Source organism: Stenotrophomonas sp. FR024 (assembly GCF_047500745.2).
Lineage (GTDB): Bacteria > Pseudomonadota > Gammaproteobacteria > Xanthomonadales > Xanthomonadaceae > Stenotrophomonas > Stenotrophomonas maltophilia_A.
In genome coordinates, this window is sequence record NZ_JAXAXM020000020.1 from 33956 (window position 1) to 60849 (window position 26894).

Below are 26894 nucleotides of genomic sequence, written 5' to 3' on the forward strand. Positions count from 1 at the left end.
GTGCCGACCAAGGTCGGCACCCACCAGGACAGACCTGCCGTCATTTCCCCAGCGTGACCTCATCCAGCACCCACATCGCCGGGCGCGTGTCGCCGGTGAAGTTGATGCACAGGTCGCCGTTACCCTGGGTACCCTTCGGCAGCGTCGCACGCAGGGTCACGAAGCCATCGGCATCGGGCTTGGCCGGCAACGCTACTTCGGCCAGCACCTTGCCGCTGCAGTCGCCGCGACGCACCTGCATCTCGCCATGCGCGCGCTTGGCCTTCTCGAAGCGACGCTTGGGCTCGTCGTGGGCCAGCTGGAAGTAGTACGGGATGCGACCTGCACGCACTTCCACGCTGCCGATGCCGTCCAGCTGCGCCTGCGGCCAGCGCCAGCACGGCTGGAAGATGTCCACGTTGAACACCGCACGGTTGCCTTCGCGTGGGCCATCGTCTTCCAGGCGCAGCACCAGGCCCTTCTTGCCCACGCAGCTGAGCAGCTCATCGCTGCGGCGGCTGAGCAGCGACTGTGCGGTGAAGGTGGCAATGGTCGGTTTCGCCGCCAGCATCTGGCCCTGGTAGAACGCGGCAGCCTGCACGGTGGTTGGCAGTTTTCCGGTCAGCGGCTGCTGGTACAGCGGCGACTGCGCGGTCACCGGCTGTCCGTCGGTGCTGTAGCGCACCTCATAGCCCAGCGGATTGGCCAGCGACACGGTCACCGTGTTCTTCGCGCGATCATCGGTATAGTCCACGCTTACTTCGAGCGGGGTCTGCGCATAGGCCAGGCCCCAGGCACGGTAGCGCTGCAGCTGTGCCGGCAGGCGTGCGAGGAAATCGCGGAAGTCGCGATGTTCCGGCGTGCTCCAACCGGTCTCGGCCACAGCGGCCAGGCGCGGGAACAGGTTGTGCTGCAGGCGCGCATAGCTGCGCGTGTGCTCGGTGAACATGTTGGCCTGCAGGCCGAGGATGTGCCCGCGCTTGTCGGCGGCCAGTTCGGCCGGCACCGGCTCGAAGTTGTAGAGTTTGCCGAGGTTGACCTGGGTCGGGCGACCCGGCGGCTCGTTCGGTGAGGCCGTCTGCAGGTAGTCCAGGTACAGGTAGCCGACGGGCGACATGATCACGTCATGCCCGGCGCTGGCCGCAGCCAGGCCACCTTCGGTGCCCTGCCACGACATCACCGTGGCCTGCGGCGGCAGGCCCCCTTCGAGGATCTCATCCCAGCCGATCAGGCGCCGGTCGTGCTCCTCCAGGAACGTCTCCAGGCGCTTGATGATGTGGCTCTGCATGGCCATTTCATCCTTGATGCCCAGCGCATGCATGCGCTGCTGCACCTGCTTCGAAGCTTCCCACTGGTCCTTGACCGCCTCGTCGCCACCCACGTGCACGTACTTGGCGGGGAACAGTTCGATCACTTCTTCCAGCACGTTCTCGAGGAAGGTCACCGTGCTGTCTTCGACGTTGAACAGGTTCGGGAACACGCCCCATTCGCTGAGCGGCTTCAGTGGTGTATCGATGGTGCCCAGTTCGGGATAAGCGGCGATCGCAGCGGTCGCATGGCCGGGCACGTCGATTTCCGGAATCACCTGGATATGCAGTTTGGCGGCGTAGGCGATCACTTCGCGGATCTGGTCCTGCGTGTAGAAGCCGCAGTACGGATGCTCCTGGCCGCTGACCGGATCGATGCCACCGTCGCCGGCCGGCAGGCGGCAGCTGCCCACTTCGGTCAGCTTCGGGTAGCGCTTGATCTCCATGCGCCAGCCCTGGTCATCGGTCAGGTGCCAGTGGAAGGTGTTGAGCTTGTGCGCAGCCATTGCGTCGAGCACGCGCTTGATCTCGTCCAGGCTCTGGAAATGCCGCGCCGAGTCGAGCATGAAGCCGCGCCAGCTGAAGCGTGGCGCATCCTGGATCTGCACCGCTGGCAGCACCCCATTGCTGCCGCCGGTGGCGAGCTGGGCGAGGGTGGTCGCGCCATAGAACAGGCCGGTTTCGTTGCCGGCCTGGATCAGCACGCCCTGCGCGGTGCTCTCCAGCGTGTAGCTTTCGCCGCTGTCGCGGAAGGTGGGCACGATCTGGAAACGGATGCTGCCGGCCCTGGCTGCAGCCTTGCCTTTGGCCAGGACCAGGCGCGGCCCACCACTGCGGGCCAGCAGGTCGGCGAACTGGGCGGCGACGCGCTGCGCGACTTCGCCTTCGGCCTGCAGCACGGTATCGGCGCGGACGGTGATGCCGCTGCCCTGGCCGGCCTGCACATTGCTGGGGGCCGGAATCAGCATCAGGCTGCCGGCACGCAGCTGCGGGCCGGGTGCTTCAGCGGCAGGCGTGGGATCGGCGGCGAGCGCCGGCAGTGCCGGCAGCAGGGCGAGCAGGCTGCCCAGCAGCACTGCGCTGCGCGTCCGGGCGCGGGAAGGCTTGACCATCGGAACGACTCCTTGGAACGGTGCGATGAACGCTATACATGAAAAACGCCGGGCCCGGAATGACCCAGGCCCGGCGTGCGTGCACGACTCGGCGATGTTGCCGCCGCTGGATCAGTACTTGAAGCGGAAGTTGAGGTAGTACTGGCGGCCGTTGCTGTAGAACGAGGTCGGGATGGCCGCGGTCTGGTAGTACTTGTAGGTCGGGTTGTTGAGGTTGAGCGCATCGAAGCTGATGCTCAGCCAGTCGGTGGCCTTGTAGCTCAGCGATGCCGACAGCGTGCCGAAGTCATCCTGGTAGTACGGGTTGGCACCGGACAGGCCGATCAGGAACGACGAACGGCGCGTGTAGCTGACGCGTGCACCGAAGGTGTCGTTCTCGAAGTAGGCACCCACGTTGTAGGTGTTCTTCGAAGTGCCGAGCAGGTTGTCGGTTCCATCGGCCCAGGTGTGCTCGGTGCTGCCATCAGCGTAGGTGTAGTTGGCGTTGACGCCGAAGTACTCGCCGATCGGCTGCTCGTAGGCCACTTCGATACCGCGCACCTTGCCGTCGGCGTTCTTCGGACGCGAGATGTCGTACTCCTCGAGCTGGTTGGTCAGCTCGCTGAACAGCATCTGCTTCTCGGTGCTGAAGGCCACGTAGTCCTTCAGGCGCATCGAGTAGGCACCGACCGACAGCATGCCGCGCGGCATGAAGTACCACTCCAGGTTGGCGTCGAAGTTGGTCGAGATCACCGGCTTCAGTTTCGGATTGCCGCCGCCGCCCTTTCGGTTCAGATCCGAGCCGTACGAAGACGCACCCAGTGCGGAGTAGTCGGGCAGGGTCTGGGTCTGCGAGGCGGCGAGGCGCAGCACCAGGTCGTCGCGCAGGTCGTACTTGAAGTTCGCGCTCGGCAGCACGCGGTTGTGCTTGTTCTCGAAGGCTTCGCGGGTCCACGCACCGAACAGGCTCTTCACGTCCGGCACGGTCGAGCCGGTGGCGGTGGCGTAGGTATCGATGTCCTGCTTGATGTTGACGTAGCGCAGGCCGACGTTACCGCTCCAGCGGTCGCCGCTGAAGTTGCCCTGCACGTAGGCGGCGAAGTTCTTTTCGGTCACCTTCCATTCGGCGCCATAGTTGTGGCGGCCATCCGGACCGTCATTGCCCGACAGCCATTCGGAGTTGTTGGTCACCGCATTACGCAGTGCTGCCGGGGTGTAGTACCAGATGTTGCGTGGGAAGTTGCCGCCGATGTCGCCGGCGAAGCCACCCGGGTAGTTGGCGGTGGGGCTGCCGCGCAGGGCGTCCCAGATGTTGCCTGGGGTGGCGCCTTCCGGCGACTTTGCTTCACGCGTGTGGTCGGCGTAGCGCGCGCCGAAATCGATCGAGCTCAGCACGCCTGTGTTGAAGTACTGGCTGAAATCGACGTTGGCCCACTTTTCCTTGTCGATCGCAGTGACCTGCTGGTTGCCCCAGGTGCCGCCCCAGCTGGCGCCGGCAGGACTGATATCGCCCCCCACATTCCAGTCCACCGGCGAGCCGTTGCCATGGGTGGTCCAGCTGGCGCCGCCACCCTTTGCAGTCAACAGCTCGGCGATGTACTGGCGCGGCGTTTCGCCAGTGCCCTTGGTGGTACCGGCCTGGAACTTCGCAGTCAGGTTTTCGCTGACCTGCCAGTCGGCATCCAGGGTGATGTAGTTGGTCTTGGCCGTCGACTCGCGGTAGATCATGTCGTACACCGCGTAGTTGGTGTCGGGCATGCCCTTGTAGCTGGCCTGCGTCAGCACGCCATCCTTCACCACATAGCCCGGATCAGGCGCCTGCGACTTGCCGAAGCTGTTGCCGAACATCATGAAGTTGCGGTTGTAGTTGTTGGCTTTCAGCTTGGAGCTGAAGCCGCTGAGTACGAAGCTCAGATCATCGGTCGGCTTGAACTGCAGCGAAACCAGGCCACCCGTACGCTTGCGGGTCTGCTCGAACAGGGTTGAGCCCAGCAGGCCCGGAACCTGTACGCCGAGCAGATCCGGGTTGGTCTTGGCCACCGGATCGTTGGCTTCGATAGTGAAGAAGCCACCCGGAATCTCCTGCGCTTCGCGGCGCAGCTCGCGCTTCTGGCTGAAGGCCTGCAGCATCACGCCGAAGGTGCCTTCATCGTTCTTGTAGTTGAACAGGGCCGACAGCTGCGGGTCGTTCGACTTGGCCTGGTCCGAGCGCACCGCGCCGATCGAGCCTTCCGCGGTGAACTGCTTGGAGAATTCCAGCGGCTTGCGGGTGATGATGTTGACGGTACCGGTGGTGCCGCCGTCCTGCAGCTTGGCCTGCGAGGACTTGTTCACTTCCACCGAGCTGACCAGTTCCGACGGCAGCAGCGAGTAGCTGACGCTGCGGCCGACGTTGTTGCCCTGGCTGAGCACGAACCAGTCGGCCGAGCCGACGGTATGGCCGTTGATCAGGGTCTGGGTCAGGCTCGGGCTGGTGCCGCGCAGGCTGACACGGTCGGCTTCGTCGAAGCCGCCTTCGTCGGCGCTGGACGAGCTGATGTTCACACCCGGCAGGCGCTGCAGGGTGTCGGCGACGTTGTGCGCGGGCAGCTTGCCCACGTCTTCGGCGGTGACCACTTCCACGCGCGCATTGGCTTCGCGCTTGGTATCCAGCGACTTTTCCATCGAACCACGGATGCCGGTGACCTGCACGGTATCCAGGTCGGTGGCGGTCTGGGTGGCCTGCTGCGCGTGCGCGCTGAAGGCGAGGCAGCTGACGATGGCGGCCGAAAGCAGGGTCTTGCGGGTGTTCATGATGTCTCTCCTCATCACTCGATTGGATGCCGGCGGCGGTGTTCGATTACGGTTGCGATGACATGCGCGGGGCGGCGGCGAAGTCCCGTGCGTTGGCGTGCCACGTACTGCGTGCTGCGATTGCGTTGAAGCCTGTTGCGGTGTCAGGCGGCCGACTGCTGCAGGTACCAGCTGGCAGCGCCGACCACGCCCAGCTGGCCGTGCTCGACGACCTTCACCGGGATGCGTGCCAGCGCTTCGCCCATCGGTCCCTTCTGCAGGTAGCGTTCGACGAAAGTGCTGGCGTGCAGGTATTCACGGATCTGCGGCAGGATGCCGCCGGCCAGGTAGACGCCACCGTGGGCGCCGTAGAACAGCGCCATGTCGCCGATGGTGCTGCCGAGCAGGCCGCAGAATACATCCAGCGCCTGGCGCGCATGTGCATCGCTGTCGGCCATGGCCGCAGCGGTGACCGCGTCGGGGCTGGCCAGGGTCGGCGCCTGGCCCTGCAGTGCGCACACCGCGCGGTACAGGTTCATCAGGCCCGGGCCGGAGATCGCGTGTTCGATCGACACGTGCGCGCGGTCGCGCTGCATGTGGCGGACGATGGCCATTTCCAGTTCGGTGCTGGCGGCCAAGGTCGGTTGCCCGGCTTCGGTCGGGAGCACGACCGGGCCGTGCGCGGTAGGGATCCACAGCGCGGCGCCGAGGCCGGTGCCGGGGCCGACCACCAGGGTCGGGCCGCGGGCGGCGGTTTCCGGTCCGCACAGGTGCAGCACGCCACTGGCGTCAACCTGCGCGGCGGCGTAGGCCACGGCTTCGAAGTCGTTGACGATGTAGACCCGCTGCAGGCCGACGTCGGCTTCCACCTGGCGCGCCGACAGCGGCCACGGCAGGTTGGCGGTGATCACCGTGCCGTCCTCGCGGGCGTAGCCGGCACTGGCGACCACGCAATGCGTGGGCCGCGGGCCTTCGCCGAGGAAGTCGGACAGGATCGCGCTGAGGCCGGCATGGTCGGCGTTGCGGTATTTGCGGTACTCCAGCACCTGCACCGGATGGGCGGCATCACCGCTGGCCTGGACCCGGGCCACGCGCACATGGGTGCCACCGACGTCGGCGGCCAGGAACGTCGGCGCGACTCGGGACAGGACATGGGCCGGGGCGGGGTGGCTGGCGGTCACGCGGGCTCCTGCTGCAGGTGGGGCCGGCCCCGGGATCGGGGGCGGCGATTGGGGCGGAGTCTGTAACCCCGCTGACAACGATGTCAACGAGTTCGTGACACTTTCGTTGCTGCATCGCAACGAATGCGACATGCAGTAAACGTTTACATGACGTGAGTGCGGCTTTCACGTGGGAACCGTTGCCGCACATGGGCCAAGGCCTTCGGCGCATTCAGCACGATGCGTTGCGATCGGGTTGCGCAGTGCAGCACGAGGTTCACAGGGCTGCGTGTGGAAGTTGACAAACCGCAGCTGTCCATCGAAAGAATGTGACAACGTTGTTCCCAGCCACTCTCCGACGCCGCGTTCTGCGGCCGTCGCCGCAGGAGCCCTCCTGATGTCCGCCGTCCCCGCTGCAAGCGCGCGCCCGAACGTGGCCACCTCCATCGCCATCGTTGGCGTGTTGTTCTTCCTGATCGGCTTCTTCACCTGGCTCAACGGCCCGCTGATCACCTTCGTCAAGCTCGCCTTTGAACTCAGCGAGGTCGGCGCCTTCCTGGTGCTGATGGTGTTCTACCTGTCCTACTTCTTCCTGGCCCTGCCGGCGTCCTGGATCCTGCGCCGCACCGGCATGAAAAAGGGCCTCAGCCTGAGCCTGCTGGTGATGGCCGGTGGTGCTGCGTTGTTCGGTGAGTTCGCCACCCAGCGCTGGTACCCGGGCGCGCTTGGCGGCCTGTTCGTGATCGGCAGCGGCTTGGCCCTGCTGCAGACTGCGATCAACCCGTACATCTCCATCCTCGGCCCGATCGAGACGGCGGCACGCCGCATCGCGCTGATGGGCATCTGCAACAAGATCGCCGGCATGCTGGCGCCGGTGCTGATCGGCACGCTGGTGCTGCACGGCATCGGTGACCTCGATGCACAGGTGCAGGCCGCAGATGCGGTCACAAAGGCCGCGCTGCTGAACGAGTTTGCCGCCAAGATCCACACCCCGTACCTGGCGATGGCTGCGCTGCTGGTGGTACTGGCGGTGGCCGTGCTGTTCTCGCCGCTGCCGGAAATCAAGTCGTCCGAAGCCAACGCCACGCCGGCGGCTGCCGGTGCCGCCGAGCGCCGCAGCATCTTCCAGTTCCCGCACCTGTGGCTGGGCGTGCTGTGCCTGTTCGTCTACGTGGGCGTGGAGGTGATGGCCGGTGATGCGATTGGTACTTACGGGCATGGCTTCGACCTGCCGCTGGACCAGACCAAGATGTTCACCTCGCTTACCCTTGGCGCGATGCTGGTGGGCTACGTGGTCGGCCTGCTGCTGATCCCCAAGGTCGTGTCGCAGTCGCGCTACCTGACCATTTCGGCGGTGCTGGGCGTGGTGTTCTGCCTGGGTGCCTGGGCCAGCCACGGCTATGTATCGGTGGCCTTCGTGGCCCTGCTGGGCTTCGCCAACGCCATGATGTGGCCGGCGATCTTCCCGCTGGCGATCCGCGGCCTGGGCCGCTTCACCGAAACCGGCTCGGCCCTGCTGGTGATGGGCATCGCCGGTGGCGCGATCATTCCGCAGCTGTTCGCCGTGCTCAAGCAGCACATCGACTTCCAGCTGGTGTTCGTGTTGCTGATGGTGCCGTGCTACCTGTACATCCTGTTCTACTCGGTGGTCGGCCACCGCGCCGGCCTGCCGCAGGACAAGGCCTGATCGGCGATGATGGACGGCAGCCAACCCCAGGGAAAACCCATGCGCAGAGCGACCATCAAGGACGTTGCGGAAAAGGCCAAGGTCTCGCTGAAGACGGTCTCGCGGGTGATCAACAACGAGCCTTCGGTGATGCAGGCCACCCGTGCGCGGGTGCTGCGTGCCATCGCCGAACTCGATTACGAACCCGATCCATCCGCGCGCAACCTGCGCAGCGGCACCACCTTCGTGATCGGGCTGGTCTACGACAACCCGAACCCGTACCACATCATCGGCGTGCAGAACGGCGTGCTGGCCGCGTGCCGCGAGACCGGTTTCGGCCTGCAGATCCATCCCTGCGATTCCAGCTCGCCGCTGCTGGCCGATGAGCTGGCCGACTGGGTGCAGCGTTCGCGCCTGGCCGGGTTGGTGCTGACCGCACCGATGTCCGAGCGCCGCGACCTGATCCAGGCGCTGACCGCGCGCGGCATCAAGCTGGTGCGCATCATTGCGGCCACCGAAGACCCGGCCGATGGTGCCTGCGTATTCGTCGACGACCGCGAGGCCGCCTACGAGATCACCGAGCACCTGATCCAGCTGGGTCACCAGCGCATCGGCTTCCTCTGGGGCGGCATCTCGCACCGCTCCTCGGGCGAGCGTTATGCCGGTTACGAAGCCGCGCTGAAGGACTACGGCATGACCGTGGACAAGCACCTGGTGGTGCAGGGCGACTACACCTTCGACGATGGTTTCCGTGGCGCGCGCCGCCTGCTGGCGCTGCGCGAGCCGCCCACCGCCATCTTCGGTTCCAACGACGAAATCGCTGCCGGCGTGCTGGCCGCTGCCAAGTCGGCCGGCATGAACGTGCCCTACGACCTGTCCATTGCCGGCTTCGAGGACAGCCCGTTCTCGCGCCAGTCGTGGCCGCCGCTGACCACCGCCAAGCAGGCCACCGAAGACATCGCCCGCCATGCCGCGCGCCTGCTGATCGCACAGCTGCGCAGCGACGCCTATGACGATGCGCCGGCACCGCTGCACAACCAGGGCTTCGTGCCGCAGCTGGTGGTGCGCGGTTCGACCGCGCCGATGCGCCCGGCCGGCGCACGCCCCCTTCCTTCCGATCCTGCCTGAGCCTGCCATGTCGCTGTCAGACCCCACGTCCACCCTGATGTTCGCCGAAGCCGCTGAAGCGGCCGACGTGGTCGCGCGCCAGTTCTCGCGCAACCACGCCACCATGGAAACCCTGGCCGCCAGCCTGCGTGCGGCGCCGCCGCCGTTCGTGGTCACCTGCGCACGCGGCAGCTCCGACCATGCCGCCACCTATGGCAAGTACCTGCTGGAAACCCAGCTGGGCCTGGTGGTCGCATCGGCTTCGCCGTCGGTGGGTTCGGTCTACGCTGCGCCGCTGCAGCTGCGTGGCGCGCTGTTCATCGTCATCTCGCAGTCGGGCAAGAGCCCGGACCTGCTGCGCAACGCGGAAGCTGCCAAGGCCGCCGGCGCGCGCGTGATCGCACTGGTCAACGTCGAGGATTCGCCGCTGGCGCAGCTGGCTGACACGGTCATTCCGCTGCATGCCGGTGCCGAAAAGAGCGTGGCGGCGACCAAGAGCTACCTGGCGTCGCTGGCCGCGCTGCTGCAGCTTGCGGCCTACTGGAAGCAGGACGCAAGCCTGCGTGCGGCGCTGGACCTGCTGCCGGACGCGATGCGCGAGGCCTGGCAGTGCGACTGGACGCCGGTGACCGAGGGCCTGGTCGAGGCGACCAACCTGTTCGTGCTCGGCCGTGGCCTGGGCCTGGGCGCGGCGCAGGAAGCCGCACTGAAGTTCAAGGAAACCTGCAGCCTGCATGCCGAAGCCTACAGCTCGGCCGAGGTGAAGCATGGCCCGATGGCGCTGGTCGACCGCGGTTTCCCGGTGCTGGCCTTTGCCCAGCCTGATGAAACCGGCGCCGGCACCCGTGCCGTCGTCGAAGAATTCACCGCGCGCGGTGCACAGGTGTGGATGGCCGGTGCCGGTGGCAACCTGCCGGTAGCGGCCGCGCCGCATCCGCTGTGCGCACCGCTGCTGACCGTGCAGAGCTTCTACCGCGCGATCAACGCGCTGGCGCTGCGTCGTGGCTTCAACCCGGATCTGCCGCCGCACCTGAACAAGGTCACGGAGACGGTGTGATGGCCACGGTCCTGCGCAATGCCCGCATCCTGGCAGGCGACGAATTCCGCGATGATCTGGCGGTGGTGATCGAGCACGGCCGCATCAGTGCGCTGCTGCCCGATGCAGCGCCGCAGCTGGGCCAGGCCGCCGAGCAGGTTGATCTGGGCGGTGGCTGGCTGCTGCCCGGTTTCATCGATGTGCAGGTCAATGGTGGCGGCGGCGCGCTGTTCAACAACACGCCAGACGTGGCGGCACTGCGCACCATCGCGCAGGCGCACCGCCGCTTCGGTACCACCGCGATGCTGCCGACGCTGATCAGCGACGACGTGGGCGTGATGCGTGAAGCCATCGATGCGATGCGCGAGGCGATCGCGCAGGGTGTGCCAGGCGTGATCGGCATCCATCTGGAAGGACCGTACATCGCGCCGGCCCGCAAGGGTACGCACGATGCCAGCAAGTTCCGTGTGCCAGACGAAGCAGAGATCGCGCTGGCCGCATCGCTGGACAACGGCGTGACCCTGCTGACGCTGGCACCGGAACGCGTGCCGCTGGAGACCATTCGCGCGCTGGTCGAGCGCGGCGTGGTCGTTGCCGCTGGGCATACCGCAGGCACCTACGAAGAGATCCGCGCCGGTCTGGATGCCGGCGTGCGCGGCTTCACCCACCTGTACAACGCGATGTCGCCGCTGCAGGGCCGTGAGCCCGGCGCGGTGGGCGCTGCGCTGGAAGACCGCGACAGCTGGATCGGCATCATCGTCGATGGCGTGCATGTGCATCCGGCCAGCCTGCGCGTGGCGCTGGCAGCCAAACCGCGTGGTCGCCTGCTGCTGGTCACCGATGCGATGCCGCCGGTTGGCGCCGACGATCCCAGTTACGTGCTGTACGGCGAAACCATCACCGCCATCGACGGCGTGGTGCGCAATGCCGCCGGTTCGCTGGCCGGCTCGGCGCTGGACATGGCCACCGCGGTGCGCAACACCGTGCAGCTGCTCGGCCAGCCACTGGCCGAAGCCGCGCGCATGGCCTCGACCTATCCGGCGCAGTTCCTCAACGTTGACGATCGTCTGGGCCACATCGCCGAGGGCTACCAGGCCGACCTGGTGCTGCTGGACGATGCCCTGCAGGTGCGTGGCACCTGGATTGCCGGACAATACGAGGCCGCCTGATGGCCGATCCCTTGAAGGGAAGTATGCCGCCGCGCCGCTTGGGCTCGATCGATGCCCTGCGCGGCATCACCGTGGCGGCAATGCTGCTGGTCAACAACCCGGGTGACTGGAGCGCGGTGTTCGCGCCGCTGCGTCATTCGGAATGGCATGGCTGCACGCCCACCGATCTGGTGTTCCCGTTCTTCCTGTTCCTGGTGGGCGTGTCGATGGCCTTCAGCGTGGCGCCACGCGCGCTGGACACGGCGGCGCGACCCGCGTTGGCGCGCGGCGTTCTGGAGCGCGCACTGCGCATCCTGGTGGCCGGTGCGTTGCTGCACCTGCTGATCTGGTGGGCGCTGCATACCCCTCACTTCCGCATCTGGGGCGTGCTGCAGCGGATCGCGGTATGCGCGGCGCTGGTGGGCGTGCTCGCGGTGTATGCGCGTCCGCGCATGCAGGCGGGCGTGCTGGTCAGTCTGCTGGTGGGGTATACCGTACTGCTGCTGGGCGTCGGCGATCTGGCGCCGTGGACCAATCCGGCCAGTCGTCTGGATACCACGCTGTTCGCACCGTGGATCTACCAGTGGCATGCCGATACCGGGCTCGGACATGACCCGGAAGGGCTGCTGAGCACGCTGGGCGCGTTGGCCAGCACGGTGCTCGGCCTGCTTGCCGGTGGCCTGCTGCGCAATGGGCGTTCGGCGGCATTGGCCGGGCTGGGCGTGGCGACCGCTGTGCTCGGCCTGCTGCTGGCCATCGTGCTTCCGCTGAACAAGCAGCTGTGGACGCCCAGTTACGTGCTGTGGACGGGCGGTCTTGCGGCGCTGGCGCTGTGGCTGGGCCACGTGCTGATCGACCAGAAGGGCTGGCCCGCGCTTGGCCGGCGCTTCGGTGTCAACGCGATCACCGCGTACCTGGGGGCATCGGTGATGTCGGTGGTGTTGATGGCGACCGGCGCCTGGGGCTGGATCTGGCAGCAGCTGGCCAACGCGATGCCAAAGTCGTTGGAACTGGCGTCGATGCTGCAGGCACTGGTGTTCGTCGCGCTTTGGTGGGGCGTGGCGTGGTGGCTGGACCGGCGGAAGATCTATCTGAAGATCTGACCCCATTTGCCAACGGCATCCACGCATGGCGTGGATCTACCAGGTGCCATGAGTGAATCGATTGGCGATGCAGGGTCAGTAGATCCACGCCATGCGTGGATGCTTTGCGCGTGATCCCCACGTGCCAAAAAATGAACGATTTCAGCCACATCACATTGGCGTGAGGACCGGGCGATTTCACATCTGAACTGTGATTCTCTGCACGCAAGTTCACCTGTCGAAACGGTTCACCACACGGCAGACTGCAAGCGCAGTGCCGCACATACGCAGTTCCTGATTTCCCGTCCAGGAGTGCCCCATGTCCCGTGCCGTTCCGCGTGCGTTCCGCCCGCGCCGCCTTGCTGTTTCCGTGTTGCAGGCCCTCGCCGTTCCCTCCCTGCTTCTGACGACCGCCAGCGTCGCCTGGGCCGGCTGTAACAACTCGACACCGACCGCCGGCCAGACGGTCACCTGTGATGCCAACGCACCGAATCCGCAGACCACTCCCGTTACCGCCAGTGGCGCGGCTGGCGTCACCGTCAACGTCGGCAATGGTGCCCAGTTGCAGCAGAGTGGTGGTGGATCGGCCCTCGCGCTGGTCGGTGCCGGTGGTCACCTGCTGTCAAACCAGGGCGCGATCAGTTCGGTGGGCGGTGTGGCCGTGCAGCTTGGGGGTGGCAGCCGCGTCGACAACACCGGCAGCATCAGCACCGGCAACAACATTGCCCTGCAGTTCATCGGCGCAGGCGACAGCGTGCTGGTCAATCGGGGAACGATCAGTGGTCAGACCGGCGTGCAGTTCGATGCGGGCAACGATCGCCTCGAGATGCAGGCCGGCAGCATCACCGGAGGCGTCCTGCAGGGCGATGGAAACGATGTGCTGCTGCTCAGTGACGGTACGATCGACAGCGTCGACCAGGGCGGTGGCGATGACCAGATGACTGTCACCGGCGGCACCGTCACCGGCGTGGTGGTGCAGGGCAGTGGCCGCGATGATTTCGTCATGAGTGGCGGCACGATCGGCGCGCTGCAGCAGGGCGACAACATCGATACCTTCCGCATGAGCGGTGGCCGCATCGTCGGTGCGTTCGAGGATGGCGACCAGGCCTGGATGACCGCTGGCCGCATCGGCCGCGTCAACATGAAGCTGGACAAGAATCTGTGGGATCAGTCCGGCGGCATCGTTGAGGGCAACGTGGTCACCGGCTTCGACACCGACACCATCATCATCTCGGGTACGGCCTACATCGGCGGCAACATCAGTGTCAGTGGTGGTGCCGACAGCGTGACCATCACCGATGGCACCGTGCGCGGCCAGGTACTGCTCAGTACCGGCAACGACACCTTCAACTGGAACGGCGGCGGCATCGTCTACGGCGCGATCGACATGGGGCCGGACAACGACGTGGCCAACCTCAGCAACCTCAACCAAGGCAACCTTGGTGCAGTGCCGCTGTTCGACGGTGGCAGTGGCATCGATCAGCTCAACTTCAACAACGTCAAGGCTGCGGGCGTGGGACGCTTCCAGAACTGGGAGACAATCAGCCTGGCCAACAGCACCGAGCTGACCTTCGATGGTGATCTGGTGCTGGGTGACAGCGGAACCGGCACCGGCACGCTCACGGTGGATGACACCAGCACTGTCTACGCGGGCAGTGGCGGCCATGCCGTCCGTCCGTTCAACAGTGGCGCACTGGTGGAGATGGTCAATGCCGGGCGCATCGACCTGACCGGTGCCGGCGCCGGCGACGTGTTCACCGTGCGTGGCAACTACCGCGGTGACGGTGGCGGCCTGTACCTGCGTACCGTGCTCGGCGCGGACAATTCCACCAGCGACCGCCTGGTGATCGATGGCGGTACCGCCACCGGCACCACCGGCATCGGCGTGCTCAATGCCGGCGGCAGCGGCGCGGCCACGCTGGCCGATGGCATCCTGGTGGTGCAGGCGTTGAATGGTGGCCGTACCGCGCCGGGCGCGTTCTCGCTGTTCGCGCCGGTTGCGGCCGGTGCCTACGAGTACTTCCTGTTCAAGGGCGGTGTCAGTGCCGGTACCAGCGAGAACTGGTACCTGCGCTCGACCGTGGTGGCCGGGCCTGCACCGGCGCCCAACGGAAGCGGTATCAATGGCGTGCCGCCGCCGCCGACGCCGCCCGTCGCACCCCCACCACCGATCACCCCGGCACCGCCACCGCCGCCCGAAGGCGCCACCGATTCGGATCTGACCGCAGGCGAGACCGCGCCGCCACCACCGCCGCCGGAACCCGTGCCGGTGGCGCCGCCCAGTGATCCGGCGGTGCCGGATGTGCCGGTGGCGGGTGGCAGCCTGCCCGGTACCGGTACGCCGCCGACGCCGGGCGCGCGCCCCGCCGAGGGCGCAGTGGTGCCGCTGTACCGCGTGGAAACCGCCACCTACGCCGTGGTGCCGCCGCTGCTGCGCGAGACCTCGCTGGCCAGCCTCGGCACGTTCCATGAGCGGCAGGGCGAGCAGCGCCTGCTGTACAACCAGGGCGCATTCCGCACGGCCTGGGGTCGTCTGGTGGGGCAGAGCAGCGAGATCCATTGGAAGGGGGATGCGCAGCCCGGCTTTGATGGCGATGTGATGGGCCTGCAGGCCGGCCTCGATGTGTGGGCCACGGCCAATGACAACCATCGCAACCAGATCGGCGTGTTCGTCGGCCGCACCCGCGCGCAGGGCAAGACCACCGGCCTGGCACTGGGCTGGGAGAACGTGCAGGTAGGCCAGAGCCGCCTGGACGACAAGCATGTGGGCCTGTACTGGACGTTCACCGACAGCAGCGGTGGCTATATCGATGCGGTGGCGATGCAGAGCCGTTACGACGGCCGCGTGCGTTCCTCGCGTGGGCTCGGCTTTGGGATCAAGGGCGATGGCACCAGCGTGTCGGTGGAGGCGGGCAAGCCGCTGCTGTACTTCGGTCAGTCCGCATGGTGGCTGGAACCGCAGGTGCAGGTGATCTGGCAGCGCACCTCGCTGGACGACCGCCGCGATGAAGTATCGAGCGCGCGTTTCGACAACGACAATGCCTGGACCGGCCGCATCGGCCTGCGCCTGGCCGGCGACTACCAGTTGGCCGACAACGGCTGGCAACCGTACTTCAAGCTCAACTACTGGCATGGCCGTTCCGGCGAGGATCGCGTCGGCTTCGACAACGACACGATCATCAATTCGCAGCGCTCGCGCGCACTGGAAGCCGGCGTGGGTGTGGTCGGGCGCTTCAACCGGACCATCAGCGCCTATGCCGTTGCCGACTACACGCGCGAGCTGGGCGGCGACCGCAACGAGAAGCGCCGCATCATCGAAGGCAACATCGGCCTGCGCGCGGACTGGTAGCGCCGGGTATGGATTTCATGACCCGCTCTGTGAGGTGTCGACCTTGGTCGGCACGAATCCATCGGTGCCATTACCCCGCGCATGCACCCGGCGCCACCAGCGCGCTGGCATGATCGGCCAACACCACTACCGCGTGCAGCAGGCCTTCCTCCACCTGCGGCGGACACTGCGCCTGCGCATCGTCCGTCTCGCGCGCCGACTGTGCAGCCAGCAGTACCCCGCCGCACACAGACAATGCTGCCAAGCAGCGCGTCGCCTCCGCCAGTTCCCGGCCACGCACATCGCTGAGTTGCCGTTCGCGCCAGACCTGACCATCGGCGGCGTGGCTTTGCGCGATGCCGTGCAACCGGGCGAAGAAGGCCGGCGGCGGAGCGTGTTCATGGGCTTCTGTGAGCGCATCTTCCAACGCTTCGGCTGCGGCATTGGAGAGCTGCAGGCCGGGCATTGCGGCACCGAGCAGTACATACAGACGTGGGTAGGTGGGGTAGAGCGTGGTCATGTCAGCAACCTCACAAGGCTGGGCCACCTGCAGGGATGCAAGGTGGCGGGCGGTGCGGGTTGGCGTGCCGGTGAAGCTACCCAAAGGAAACGAAGCCGGCGGATCGGAAGGATCCCCACGCACCGCCCGCCGCAGGACGACGGACGGTGCATTATTCGAGCCCGCGACATGGTCGCAAGCCCGACTTCAGGTAGCTTCATTCAGGACGCCAATCCCGGCCAGCGCAGGAGGCGCCGACGGAGGCAACCTTCTCGCGTTCTAGGTGGCGATGACATGGGCAAAGTTGCAATCTACTGATCGCGTGCAAGCTGTCTTGCTGCAATCCGCGGCGGGGCCAGATACGACAGTCCGCGCATGGCGAAAGCCATCACCTGCGGGCTATGCTGTGCGCCTGCCTCAACGACAAGGAAACGTCACATGCAGGTTCGCAAGGGAGTGCGTCGCATTGGTGCGCTGGTGATCGCGCTGGTGGCTGCCAACGCCATGGCCGATACGCCCAAGGCAATCGAGGTGCCCTCGCCGGAGGCGGAGGCCGAGATCCTCAACCTGCTTGAACGGCAGGCGCTGTATCGCGACCGGGTGGACTGGCCTGGCACCCGCACACGACTGCAATCGGTGCAGGGTGACCCCGTGAAGCGGCTGGCGTTGCTGCGCGAAGCCATTGCGGTCAGCACGGGCAATCATGGCGTATGGACGACGACCCAGCGCCAGAGCGAATCCCTTGCGCGCGCGCAGCAGGTCGGCGCCGCCGCCGTGGAAAGGGCCAAGGCCGCCGATGCGGTGGATGCGCGCATCGGCTGGTTGGTCATCGAGGGATATGCCTCCACGCCCGGCGCGACGCCACAGGAAGCGTTCCGCCAGAACATCCAGCGCGCCGCGCGGTGGCAGCAGGTCATCCGCAGCAAGGACGACGGCATGCGCTGTGGCTGGATCGTCGACCTGCGTGACAACAGCGGTGGCAACATGTGGCCGATGCTGCTGGGCATGGCACCGCTGCTGCGCACCTCGGTGGTGAACAACGAAGATGTGGGGTCGTTCGAAACCGCACAGGGGCCGGAGCGCTGGACGTTGACCGCGACCGCCGTGCAGCGTGCAGGCAAGCCGGTGCTGGACTTCGGCCAGACCGGCTATGTGCTGCGGCAGCCTGGCGCGCCGGTGGCGGTGCTGTTCGGACAGCGTACCGGCAGTTCGGGCGAGGCCTCGGCGCTGGCGTGGCGTGGCCGCGCGCAGACGCGCAGCTTCGGCCAGCCGACGGCAGGGGTCTCGACTGGCAAAAACGTGCGCACACTGGCCGATGGCAGCCGCCTGTTGTTGACCACCACCGTGATGCGCGACCGCAATGATCGTGGTGATGGGTTGAAGATCGAGCCCGACCAGCGCATCGAGGGTGATGCCGCCACCCTTGCCGCCGCCCAAGCCTGGCTGCTGGCCCAACCCGCCTGCCAGGGCCGCTGATCCATGATCCTGATCGGCCAGCAGGAACGGGTGATGGTGGTCGGCCCGACCGAAGCCCACCACTGCCTGCGCTGCCAGACGGAAACCGGGTTCGCGCCCCAGCTGCGCTACAAGATGGCGCGCATCGACCTGCTGTTCGGCCTCACCTACCATCGCCGCTACGAGCTGGCCTGCAGCCGGTGCGGGCACGGCTGGGTGCTGGACACCGACACCATGGACCAGCAGCTGGGCGGGGTGCCGATCCCGTGGCGGCACCGCTTCGGCCTGCCGCTGATGCTGGTAGTGGTGGCCGGTCTGGCGGCGCTGGGCTGGCTGTGGCGTCATGGATTCCTCGGTTGAGGAGCGGGCCTGTTAAAGTCTGCCCTGCAATCACGTACCGGAACCGACCATGGACCACGACACCCCGTTCGAACCCCTCAACGACCTCGAGGTGCGCCTGCTGCAGGCCCAGGACGGCACGCTGACCGCAGCGCAGTTCCTCGACGGCCTGCTGACCTCGACGGCGTTCGTGCTGCTGGACAAGGCCATCGGCGAAGATGGCGCCTGGGACGAGAGCATCTCGCCGCTGGTGCTGACCAGCGAGAGCGGCGAGCCGATGTTCGCGGTGTTCACCGCCCCCGAGCGCGCCGGCCTGTGGCACGAGCAGCTGCCGCAGTTTGCGCATGCCATGCCGATCGCGGTGCACGCGCTGTTGGCCGGTATCGGCGACGGCGTCGGCCTGGTGCTGAACCCGGGCCTGGACGTGGGCATGGAGATGATTCCCGATGCCGTGGCCCAGCTGAAGCAGCGTGCGGCGGCGATCACCCGCGGCATGGCGCACTGAATCCAGGGATTGTCTGGGTGCCGGCCAGCGGCCGGCACTACCAGGGCTTCATCGGGCGGCGGCGATGGCTTTCACCCGCGCCTTGGCCAGTGCTTCGCCGATGGCCGGGCCCTTCAGATGCGTGGTATCCAGATCCCGCGCCTGCACTGACAGCGCCGCCTGGTGCAGGCGCTTGAGCGTTTCGCCCTGTGGGTAGTCGGCATCCTCGAAACCGAGCCGACCGCGCTTGTCGGCCTCGCAGCACAGCGCGATACGAGCCACGCGCTCTGGCCTGCGCAGCGCATCGCAGCGGCCCAGCAGTTCCAGCACAGTGGCATCGCGCAGTTCGTCGATGCGGTGCAGGTTCAAGTGCTCGCGGCAGACCGCTTCGGCCAGCTGCTGGTGCTCGGTGGGAATCTTCAACCGCGCGCACAATGCCTTCAGCGGTTTGATGCCGCGCTGCTCGTGCATGATGTGGCGTGGCCATTCCTCCGGCGGGGTCAGGCCCTTGCCGAGGTCGTGGGTGAGGGCAGCGAAGCCGACCAGGTCATCACCCGGTGCCAGTTTCGCGGCCATGTCGCTGACCATTTCCTGGTGGATGCCGGTGTCGACTTCCGGATGGAATTCGGCACGCTGCGGCACGCCATACAGCGCTTCCAGCTCGGGCAGGATCGGGCCCAACGCATGCGCAGCGTGCAGCGTGCGCAGGAAGGCGGAGGGCCGTTCACTGACCAGCGCCTTGCGCAGTTCCTGCCAGACGCGTTCCGGCACCAGCGCGTCCAGCTCGCCACTGGCGGCGACCTCGCGCATCAGCGCCATGGTCTCTTCGGCGACGGTGAAGCCCAGTGGCGCGAAGCGCGCCATGAAGCGCGCCGCGCGCAGTACGCGCAGTGGATCTTCCACGAACGCAGGGCCGACGTGGCGCAACACGCGCTGCTCAAGATCGCGAACGCCACCGTAAGGATCGACCAGCGTGCCGGTCTCCTCATCGCAGGCGATCGCGTTGATGGTGAAGTCGCGGCGCTGCAGGTCCTCTTCCAGCGTCACCGCCGGATCGGCGTCGACCAAGAAGCCGCGATAGCCGCGGCCGGATTTGCGCTCGGTGCGCGCCAGCGCGTACTCCTCACCCGTCTTCGGATGCAGGAACACCGGGAAATCGCGGCCGACGGCGGTGTAGCCCTGCGCTTCCATCTGCGCGGGCGTGGCACCGACCACCACCCAGTCGCGGTCGCCGGCAGGGCGTTGCAGCAGGCGGTCGCGTACGGCGCCGCCGACAAGATAGATCTTCATGGGGGGATGATCGCATGCCCGGCACTACCGACGCAGCGGCATCACGGCAGGCCGCGCCACTCCGGCACGAACAGGCCAGCCAGGAACCACAGCCCGTAGACGATCCACAGGCAGAGGAAGTAGAGCTTGATCTGCGCTTCGTCCCACAGGCTGCCCCAGCTGTCGACGAAGGCCAGCGACTTCCAGCCTTCCATCCAGGCCGCGCCACCCCAGCGCAATACCCAGGTGGCGAACAGGCTCCAGGCGGCGAACATCCCGATCCAGGCCAGCAGGCTCATCGCTTTCCCCTCCCCGGGAAACGGATGCCGGGTAGTGCCGGCCGCTGGCCGGCAACCCTTGGATAATGGCCGAAGCCGGCCAGCGGCCGGCACGACCGCAGTGCGATCAATCGCCGCCCTGGTCAGCGTTGGCGGCGCAGCTGAAGCTCTTGCGCTTGTCCACCAGGCGGCCCATCAGACGGTCGCTCAGAGGCAGCGCATCACCATTGAGGCGCCAGTCGTAGATCACGCTGAAGGCCAGCACGCGCGCGACGTACTCGCGGGTTTCCTTGTAGCTGATGGTCTCGATCCACAGGTCCGGGTCATAACCCGGGCGCTGGCCCTGCCAACGCGCGGTCGGGGTCGGGCCGGCGTTGTAGGCGGCGATGGTCACGTACGGCAGACCGTCGTACTTGTTCATCAGCTGGCGCAGATAGGCGGTACCGATGGCGATGTTGGTGTCCGGGTCGTACAGGCTGTCGGCGCCGCCGTAGCCGGTCAGGCCGATCGACTTGGCCACGCCGGCACCGGTGGCCGGCAGCACCTGCATCAGGCCCATGGCGTTGGCAGGCGAGCGCGCGCGCGGGGTGAAGGTGCTCTCGGCGCGGATCTCTGCCGCCACCCAGGCCGGATCGATCGCGTTGCGTGCCGATTCGCGGCGGATGGTGGCGTCGTGGTGCAGCGGGAAACGCAGGTCGTACAGGCGCTGTTCCTGCGGCTGCTTGCCGAGTGCGAACACGGCGCGGTCGAACCAGCCATTGTCCTGCGCCACGCGAACGGCGAGGCGGCGCTGGGTGTCATCGAAGCGCGACAGCGCGCTGTTCCATTCGGCCACGGCCCAGCCGGCGCGATCGATCTGGTACAGCGCCATCGCGCGCTGGATGGCTGGGTCGCGCGCGATCACCGCTTGTGCCTGCGCGCTGTCGTTCGGCTTCCACGGGCACAGCGTGTAGCCCTGCTGCAGTTTGTCGGCGGCGAGGAAACCATGGAAGGTCGGTGCGCGCGCGGCCTCGCGGAACAGCGGCTGCGCCTGTTGGGCCTGGCCGGTCTTCTCCAGCATGCGGCCTTCGAAGTAGCGCCAGCGCGGGTCGCTGCGCTGCTTGCTGCCCATCTTGCGGATCGCGGTCAGCGCTGCCGGCCAGTCGCCGCGCGACATCGCTTCGCGCACGCGCCATTCGTGCAGGCGTTCGTCGTGCGCCGATTCCGGCACCGCATTGAGACGGCGCGCCGAATCGGGCAGGTAGGACGCCACCGTCCACAGTGCGATCTGGTACAGCACCTGGCCCTGCTGGTCGGCACTCAGGCCCAGTGCCTGCGCGTACTGCGGCAGCTGCTGTTCGGTGGCGCCGGGATCGGCCTTGGCCAGCTTGGCCAGGCCATCAGTGGCGATGCGCCGGCTGCGCTCGTTGCGCGGCCAGTTCAATGCGCTGGCATTGGGCTTGTCGACAAAGGCGGCGTAATTGTTGGCCAGCGCCAGGTCGGTGGCAGGCAGGCCACGTGCGGCGCTGCGCATCACAGCGGGTTGCTGGGCGTCGGCGGCGGCATCGATGCGTTCCCAGCGCAGCGCGTCGCTCAGACCACCCTGCGCCTGCAGCACGGCGAAAACGGCATCACAGCCGTCCGGCAGCGACTTGCCGTTCTTGCGCCACAGATCCTGCGCTTCGCTGATCCACTGCGGATCAACCTTGCCGGTCACCTGGCGCGCGGTCAGCTGCGCACAGCGCAGGCCGGCGTTGTCGGTGGGCGCCCAGTTGGCGAGCAGGGTCGGCCAGTCCTGGCGGCGTGCGACCGAGGGCAGCCACACGCTGCGGAAGGTGGTAGCCACGGCCTGGCCGTCGTAGCGCTTGAGGAAGGCCTGCGCCTGCGCGGTATCGACGGTGTCGATGTTGCGGCGCAGGTTGGCGTACTCCAGCCAGCCGTATGCAGGATGGCGGCTGAGTGCGGCGGCTTGGCCGGGATCGAACTGGCCGCGTTCGGCGGCAGCGATCGCGGCCTTCAGCTGCGCGTTCTGGGCGTCGAGGGACTGGGCATTGGCGCAGCCGATCAGCAGCGTGGTGGCCAAGGGCAGCAGGGACAGGGCGGTCGAAGAGCGTCGGGTCATGGCGGGCAGCATAGCGGGCAATGGCTGAATTCAGTTTCGCATTGCGTGCACGCGATGGGTCGGCAACGGCAGCTGAATGCTCGTGCTGCAGGCACTGCCTCGCGAGCCTGCGGGCGACGTAGTGTCGAGCTTGGGCGAACGGCCCGGCTGCAGGGAGCGGCACATGGCGTTCAGTAGCGCAGGAAGAAGCGGCCCGCTGGCGGACATCAATGTCACGCCACTGGTGGATGTGATGCTGGTGCTGTTGATCATCTTCATCGTGACCGCGCCGATCGTGGCCCGGCCGATAGCCGTGCAGTTGCCACAGGCCACCGATCGCGTGGTCGACCGTCCCGAACCGCCACCGCCGATCGAGCTGCGCCTGGACGCTGCCAACCAGCTCAGCTGGAATGGCCAGCCGATGGTGATCAGTGAGCTGCAGGCGCGCCTGCAGGCACAGGCGGGCGAACATGCCGGCAACCTGCCGGAGCTGCGTATCGCCACCGATCCGGCGGCCGAATACGAAGGCATGGCGAGGATTCTGGCCGCAGCCGAGGCGACCGGCATGGAGCGCATTGCGTTCGTGCGGTAGTGCGATGTCTCACTGCCGCTCATGCGGTGATTGCTGCATGAGCGGCGCTTCCCCTGCTGACAGCGTCGCATCCAGGATCCGCAGAAAGGCCATTTCAATCTGCGCTGGAACCGGGGTTGGATGTGCTCGCCACCTTCCGGTCCCAGCGGCACGTTCAACGTCGAAAGCAGTCAACTCGGCTCTCTCGAAATCCACCACAACCGTCAATCCCTCTCCCGAGGCCAAGGCCGCATCGCTGGGAGAGGGGCAGTTGTTGCACTCGATCACACCGCCTGCTCTCGATTCGCCCGCCAGGGAAAAAAGCAGCGTCATCACCGTCGTGACACCCAGCACCGCACTCACCGCTTTCATGATCGACCCTCCCGCGAATGGCTGGAGGTGCGAGTCTGCGCTGGATCGACTAGCGGCGCCTTCTGAAAGAGGGAATTTCAAACTATTCCTGAAACGGTCCGGCAAAGACCTTTTCCATGAATGTGGCAGCCCCCGGCGTGCGCTGTCGCAGCCGGCATCAAGGCTGCCTGTCGTGAACAATATCGTCCGGTCATAACCTGCAGCCATCTGACGCAATCGGCCTGCAATTGCGTCAATTCCGCGTGAAAGAGTGTCGATCATCACGCCGCGATTTTTACCACTTGTTTACAAAGGAGACGGCGCCGCCATGCAGGGAGGGAGTGCGGCAGCCCATGTCCCGACATTCCTTTGGAGAGAGAGCGAATGAATCACCTGCACCACCGCCCTTTGGCGGTTGCCGTCGCGCTGTGCGTGATGACCCTGGCACCGTTGGGTGCCGCTGCACAATCCACCACCAACCTCGATGCGGTGGAAGTCACCGGTACCCGCATCAAGCGCGCTGAAGTCGAAGGCCAGGTGCCGATCCAGACGCTGACCCGCGGTGATATCGAACGCACCGGCCTGACCTCGATCGGCGAAGTGCTGCAGCAGCTCACCGGTTCCGGTTCCGCGCTCAATGCCAAGTTCAATTCGTCCGGCAACTTCGGCTTCCCGCCCGATGGCAGTGGTGTAGGTGCTGGCTCGGCGCAGGTGGACCTGCGCCATCTGGGCGCCAAGCGCGTGCTGGTGCTGGTTGACGGCATCCGCTGGGTCAATGAGTCGTCCGCCTCCGGTGTGGGCTCGGCCACCGACCTCAACACCATTCCGCTGGCCATCGTCGAGCGCATCGAAGTGCTCGAAGATGGCGCGTCGTCGCTGTACGGCTCCGATGCCATTGCCGGCGTGGTCAACATCATCACCCGTCGTGATTTCGATGGCGGCCAGGTGACCCTGAACTACGGCGAGTACAGCAAGGGCGATGGCACGCAGAAGGGCGTGGACCTGGCCTGGGGCAAGAGCGGTGATCGCTTCAGCCTGTTCCTCGGCGCCAGCTGGACCAAGCAGGATCCGGTGTTCGCCAAGGACCGCGAGCAGTCGCGCTTCCCGATTCCCGGCACCGGCCTGGCCTTCGGCAGCGGTGGCATTCCGCAGGGCCGCTTCATGTTCACCGATCCGAACACCGGTGCGGTGCAGAACATCGTGCCCAATACCGGCGTGAGCAACCCGCGCTACGACGGCAGTGCCGGCTGCGCGCGCACCGATGACTATCACTGCTTCACCAGTGCTGATCGCTTCAACTTCGCCGAATACAACATGGTGCTGACACCGTCGGAGCGTAAAGGCCTGTTCGGTCAGTTCCGCTTCGACATCACCGACAACGTGCAGTGGTACGTCAAGGCACTGGGCAACCGCCGTGAGTCGACCAACCAGGCCGGCCCGGAGCCGCTGTTCTTCGGTCCCGATGGCGCCACCGGCAATCCGCTGGCCGACAACATCACCGTGTCTGCGCTCAACCCGTACAACCCGTTCGGCTTCGACCTGGTCTCGGGTGACAACCTGAGCCTGATCGGTCGCCGTCCAGTAGAAGGCGGCGCGCGCGTGTTCAAGCAGGAAGTGGACACCACGTATTTCGCCACCGGCTTCGTCGGCAACTTCCAGGCGGCTGACCGCAGCTGGTACTGGGACGTCAACGGCATGTACAGCAAGAACAAGGCCGAACAGACCAACTACGGCAGCTACAACATCTACAACGTCAACATGGCGCTGGGCGATCCGTCCGTCTGTGCGGCGACGCCGGGCTGCGTGCCGCTGAACATCTTCGGCGGTGCCGGTTCGATCACTCCGGACATGCTGAAGTGGATCCAGCCGGTGGTGCGTGACCGCAGCCAGAACGAGCTGAGCCTGTTCACCGCCAACCTGTCCAGCGACCTGTTCACGCTGCCGGCCGGCCCGGTGTCGTTCGCTACCGGCTTCGAGTATCGCAAGTACGAGGGTTCGTACCAGCCCGATCCGCTGACGGTGGCGGGCCACTACAACGGCGTGCCTTCGCAGCCGACGTCCGGCTCGTATGACGTCAACGAGGCCTACCTGGAGTTGAGCGTGCCGATCTTCGCCGACTCTTCATTCGGCAAGAAGCTGGACCTGAGCCTGGCCGGCCGCTATTCGGACTACTCCACCTTCGGTGGCGAGTTCACGCCCAAGTACGGCCTGCGTTGGCAGGTGACCGACGATTTCGTGCTGCGCACGACCTATGCCGAGGGCTTCCGTGCACCGTCGATCGGTGAGTTGTACGGTTCGGCCGCGCGTGCCGACCTGCAGTTGTTCGATCCATGCTCGGTGGGCCTGGGCGGTACGCCGCCGCGCGGCAGCGCCGCCAACTGTGCCGCGCTGGGCGTGCCGGCCGGCTTCCAGCAGGCCAACTCGCAGATCTCGGTGACCACCGGCGGCAACCGCGAGCTGGATCCGGAGCGCTCGCGCAGTTTCAGTGCCGGATTCGTGTGGAGCCCGTGGTTTGGCAACAACACCTCGTGGTCCGAGCGCTTCGACGTGGAGGTGACCTTCTATCGCCATGCCATCGATGGCGCGATCCAGGCAATCAACGCGCAGACCCAGCTGGACCTGTGCGTGGAAACGCTGGATCCGATCTACTGCGATGGCATCACCCGCGCCAATACCGGTGCAGTGAGCAGCTTCAACAACCGCCTGACCAATCTCGGCTCGATCAAGACCGATGGCTGGGACGTGGATCTGTTCTGGACGTTGCCGCAGAGCTCGATCGGCCAGTTCAAACTGGGCTGGAAGAACACGTTCGTCGGCCGCTACGAGGCCACCGGTGCGGCGGGCCAGAAGCAGCCGCAGAAGCCGGGCGTGGAAGTGGCCGACAGCTCGATTCCGGAATGGACCAGCAATGCCAGCATCGGCTGGACGCTGGACCGTTGGAGTGCCAACTGGACCGTTCGGCATATCTCCGAATTGACCGAGAACTGCGGTGACGCCTCTGTATTCCCGGTCTGCAGCAACCAGGCCGCAGGCACCAATACGCTGTCGGCCACCACCTTCCATGACATGCAGGTGGGCTACAAGATCGACTGGATGAAGGGGCTGCAGCTGACCGCTGGCCTGAACAACGTGTTCGACAAGGATCCGCCGATCTGCCTGTCGTGCTCGTTGAACGGTTACGACGCTTCGACCTACGACATCCCGCGTGGCCGCTACTGGTACCTGCGCGCGGACCTGCGTTTCTGATGAAGGGACGGCGCCGGGCTCCGCCCGGCGCCGTTGCAGCGTCGAGCCATGCTCGACTCCATGAAGGTGGTCAATCCGGAATGTCCTGTTCCGGGTCATCCTGTTCAAGGCTGGCACGGCGGAACGCGGTGCGTGCCCATCCCAGTCCGGCCACGATCATCATCGGCCCGACCGCGAAGGCGGGCAGTGAGGGAATGCGGAACTGTGGCAGGGATTCAACCAGCAGGTTGTACAGGATCCAGGCCACCAGGATCAGGCCGATCCCCGCGCACAACAGTCCGAACAGCACCTGTGGAATGCCCATTGCCAATCCCAGCGCGCGCTCGGAGCGGGTGGGAGTGGGGATGGCGCGCAGTTCACGGCCCAGATCGAACCAGAACAGGATCGCTGCGGGCAGGCCGATCAGCAGAAGCAGGATGAAGTAGCCATTGCCTGTAGCGACCATCAGCGGCAGCGAAGAGAACAGGGCCACGAGCGAGACAGCGAGTTTCGTGCGGGTGCGCATGGCCGGTCGTCCTTGAGGGGGAAGGCGCGAGGTATCCGTCTGCGCGACGCTACACCTGCAAGGTCAGCGCGGCAACGGGGGCGCCGAGCGCCCCCGTTGTGGTGTCGAGCCGTGCTCGACGACCCCGTGTGATCGAGTCGA

The 26894-nt window shown here is 66.3% G+C and carries 20 protein-coding genes; 11 read left to right on the forward strand and 9 right to left on the reverse strand.

The window, feature by feature from the left end; translation table 11 throughout:
* Positions 1–40: 40 nt before the first annotated feature.
* The 3 genes from ACMZ91_RS18360 to ACMZ91_RS18370 form a co-directional block, all read right to left on the reverse strand.
* Positions 41–2398: a beta-N-acetylhexosaminidase gene (locus tag ACMZ91_RS18360; protein ID WP_414578287.1), complete on the reverse strand. Its 2358-nt coding sequence runs from the start codon at positions 2396–2398 to the stop codon at positions 41–43.
* Between the two features lie 111 nt (positions 2399–2509).
* A complete protein-coding gene (locus tag ACMZ91_RS18365) occupies positions 2510–5170 on the reverse strand; it encodes a TonB-dependent receptor (protein ID WP_049461490.1) in 2661 nt (886 codons plus the stop codon).
* A gap of 143 nt (positions 5171–5313) precedes the next feature.
* On the reverse strand, positions 5314–6330 hold the full coding sequence (locus ACMZ91_RS18370; RefSeq protein WP_032130422.1) for a glucokinase family protein: 1017 nt from the start codon (positions 6328–6330) through the stop codon (positions 5314–5316).
* 376 nt (positions 6331–6706) lie between these two features.
* Here ACMZ91_RS18370 and ACMZ91_RS18375 point away from each other — a divergent pair, with 376 nt between their 5' ends.
* The 6 genes from ACMZ91_RS18375 (at position 6707) to ACMZ91_RS18400 (ending at position 15697) form a co-directional block, all read left to right on the forward strand.
* Complete coding sequence (locus ACMZ91_RS18375; protein WP_277779308.1) at positions 6707–7996, forward strand: sugar MFS transporter; 1290 nt, start codon at positions 6707–6709, stop codon at positions 7994–7996.
* A gap of 39 nt (positions 7997–8035) precedes the next feature.
* Positions 8036–9103: a LacI family DNA-binding transcriptional regulator gene (locus tag ACMZ91_RS18380; RefSeq protein ID WP_006391719.1), complete on the forward strand. Its 1068-nt coding sequence runs from the start codon at positions 8036–8038 to the stop codon at positions 9101–9103.
* 7 nt (positions 9104–9110) lie between these two features.
* A complete protein-coding gene (locus ACMZ91_RS18385; protein WP_049400482.1) occupies positions 9111–10139 on the forward strand; it encodes an SIS domain-containing protein in 1029 nt (342 codons plus the stop codon).
* Positions 10139–11287 carry an N-acetylglucosamine-6-phosphate deacetylase gene (gene nagA, locus ACMZ91_RS18390; RefSeq protein ID WP_071229514.1) on the forward strand — a complete coding sequence of 383 codons (1149 nt, stop codon included), beginning with the start codon at positions 10139–10141 and terminating at the stop codon, positions 11285–11287. The genes ACMZ91_RS18385 and nagA overlap by 1 nt, the downstream gene beginning before the upstream one ends.
* Positions 11287–12369, forward strand: a complete 1083-nt coding sequence (locus ACMZ91_RS18395; RefSeq protein ID WP_414578283.1) for an acyltransferase family protein — start codon at positions 11287–11289, stop codon at positions 12367–12369. The genes nagA and ACMZ91_RS18395 overlap by 1 nt, the downstream gene beginning before the upstream one ends.
* A gap of 298 nt (positions 12370–12667) precedes the next feature.
* Positions 12668–15697 (forward strand): autotransporter family protein, encoded by a 3030-nt coding sequence (locus ACMZ91_RS18400; RefSeq protein WP_414578281.1) that lies wholly within the window; start codon positions 12668–12670, stop codon positions 15695–15697.
* A gap of 70 nt (positions 15698–15767) precedes the next feature.
* On the opposite strand, the gene ACMZ91_RS18405 is transcribed toward ACMZ91_RS18400, so the two are convergent.
* On the reverse strand, positions 15768–16196 hold the full coding sequence (locus ACMZ91_RS18405) for a hypothetical protein (protein WP_134951225.1): 429 nt from the start codon (positions 16194–16196) through the stop codon (positions 15768–15770).
* A 417-nt stretch (positions 16197–16613) separates the two neighbouring features.
* Here ACMZ91_RS18405 and ACMZ91_RS18410 point away from each other — a divergent pair, with 417 nt between their 5' ends.
* The 3 genes from ACMZ91_RS18410 to ACMZ91_RS18420 are packed head-to-tail and all read left to right on the forward strand — an operon-like array spanning position 16614 to position 18474.
* On the forward strand, positions 16614–17651 hold the full coding sequence (locus ACMZ91_RS18410) for a S41 family peptidase (RefSeq protein ID WP_414578279.1): 1038 nt from the start codon (positions 16614–16616) through the stop codon (positions 17649–17651).
* Between the two features lie 3 nt (positions 17652–17654).
* Entirely contained in the window at positions 17655–17990 is a 336-nt protein-coding gene (locus ACMZ91_RS18415) for a hypothetical protein (protein ID WP_149908672.1), read from the forward strand.
* A gap of 49 nt (positions 17991–18039) precedes the next feature.
* The gene (locus ACMZ91_RS18420) at positions 18040–18474 is read left to right on the forward strand and encodes an SseB family protein (protein WP_005419309.1); all 435 of its coding nucleotides are present in this window, start codon (positions 18040–18042) and stop codon (positions 18472–18474) included.
* 48 nt (positions 18475–18522) lie between these two features.
* On the opposite strand, the gene ACMZ91_RS18425 is transcribed toward ACMZ91_RS18420, so the two are convergent.
* The 3 genes from ACMZ91_RS18425 to ACMZ91_RS18435 all read right to left on the reverse strand — a co-directional run bounded on the left by ACMZ91_RS18425 (position 18523) and on the right by ACMZ91_RS18435 (position 22113).
* Positions 18523–19743, reverse strand: a complete 1221-nt coding sequence (locus ACMZ91_RS18425; RefSeq protein ID WP_149908671.1) for a multifunctional CCA addition/repair protein — start codon at positions 19741–19743, stop codon at positions 18523–18525.
* A 41-nt stretch (positions 19744–19784) separates the two neighbouring features.
* Positions 19785–20021, reverse strand: a complete 237-nt coding sequence (locus ACMZ91_RS18430; RefSeq protein WP_008267778.1) for a hypothetical protein — start codon at positions 20019–20021, stop codon at positions 19785–19787.
* Positions 20022–20127: 106 nt separating this feature from the next.
* Positions 20128–22113 (reverse strand): transglycosylase SLT domain-containing protein, encoded by a 1986-nt coding sequence (locus ACMZ91_RS18435; RefSeq protein ID WP_414578440.1) that lies wholly within the window; start codon positions 22111–22113, stop codon positions 20128–20130.
* Positions 22114–22264: 151 nt separating this feature from the next.
* Here ACMZ91_RS18435 and ACMZ91_RS18440 point away from each other — a divergent pair, with 151 nt between their 5' ends.
* Positions 22265–22672 carry an ExbD/TolR family protein gene (locus ACMZ91_RS18440; protein WP_071229521.1) on the forward strand — a complete coding sequence of 136 codons (408 nt, stop codon included), beginning with the start codon at positions 22265–22267 and terminating at the stop codon, positions 22670–22672.
* 9 nt (positions 22673–22681) lie between these two features.
* On the opposite strand, the gene ACMZ91_RS18445 is transcribed toward ACMZ91_RS18440, so the two are convergent.
* Positions 22682–23284 carry a hypothetical protein gene (locus ACMZ91_RS18445; protein WP_414578437.1) on the reverse strand — a complete coding sequence of 201 codons (603 nt, stop codon included), beginning with the start codon at positions 23282–23284 and terminating at the stop codon, positions 22682–22684.
* A 102-nt stretch (positions 23285–23386) separates the two neighbouring features.
* On the opposite strand from ACMZ91_RS18445, the gene ACMZ91_RS18450 reads away from it, so the two are divergent.
* Positions 23387–26248 (forward strand): TonB-dependent receptor, encoded by a 2862-nt coding sequence (locus tag ACMZ91_RS18450; protein WP_032128961.1) that lies wholly within the window; start codon positions 23387–23389, stop codon positions 26246–26248.
* 70 nt (positions 26249–26318) lie between these two features.
* Here ACMZ91_RS18450 and ACMZ91_RS18455 read toward each other — a convergent pair whose 3' ends face one another.
* Positions 26319–26753 (reverse strand): hypothetical protein, encoded by a 435-nt coding sequence (locus tag ACMZ91_RS18455; RefSeq protein ID WP_277779319.1) that lies wholly within the window; start codon positions 26751–26753, stop codon positions 26319–26321.
* Positions 26754–26894 lie beyond the last annotated feature (141 nt).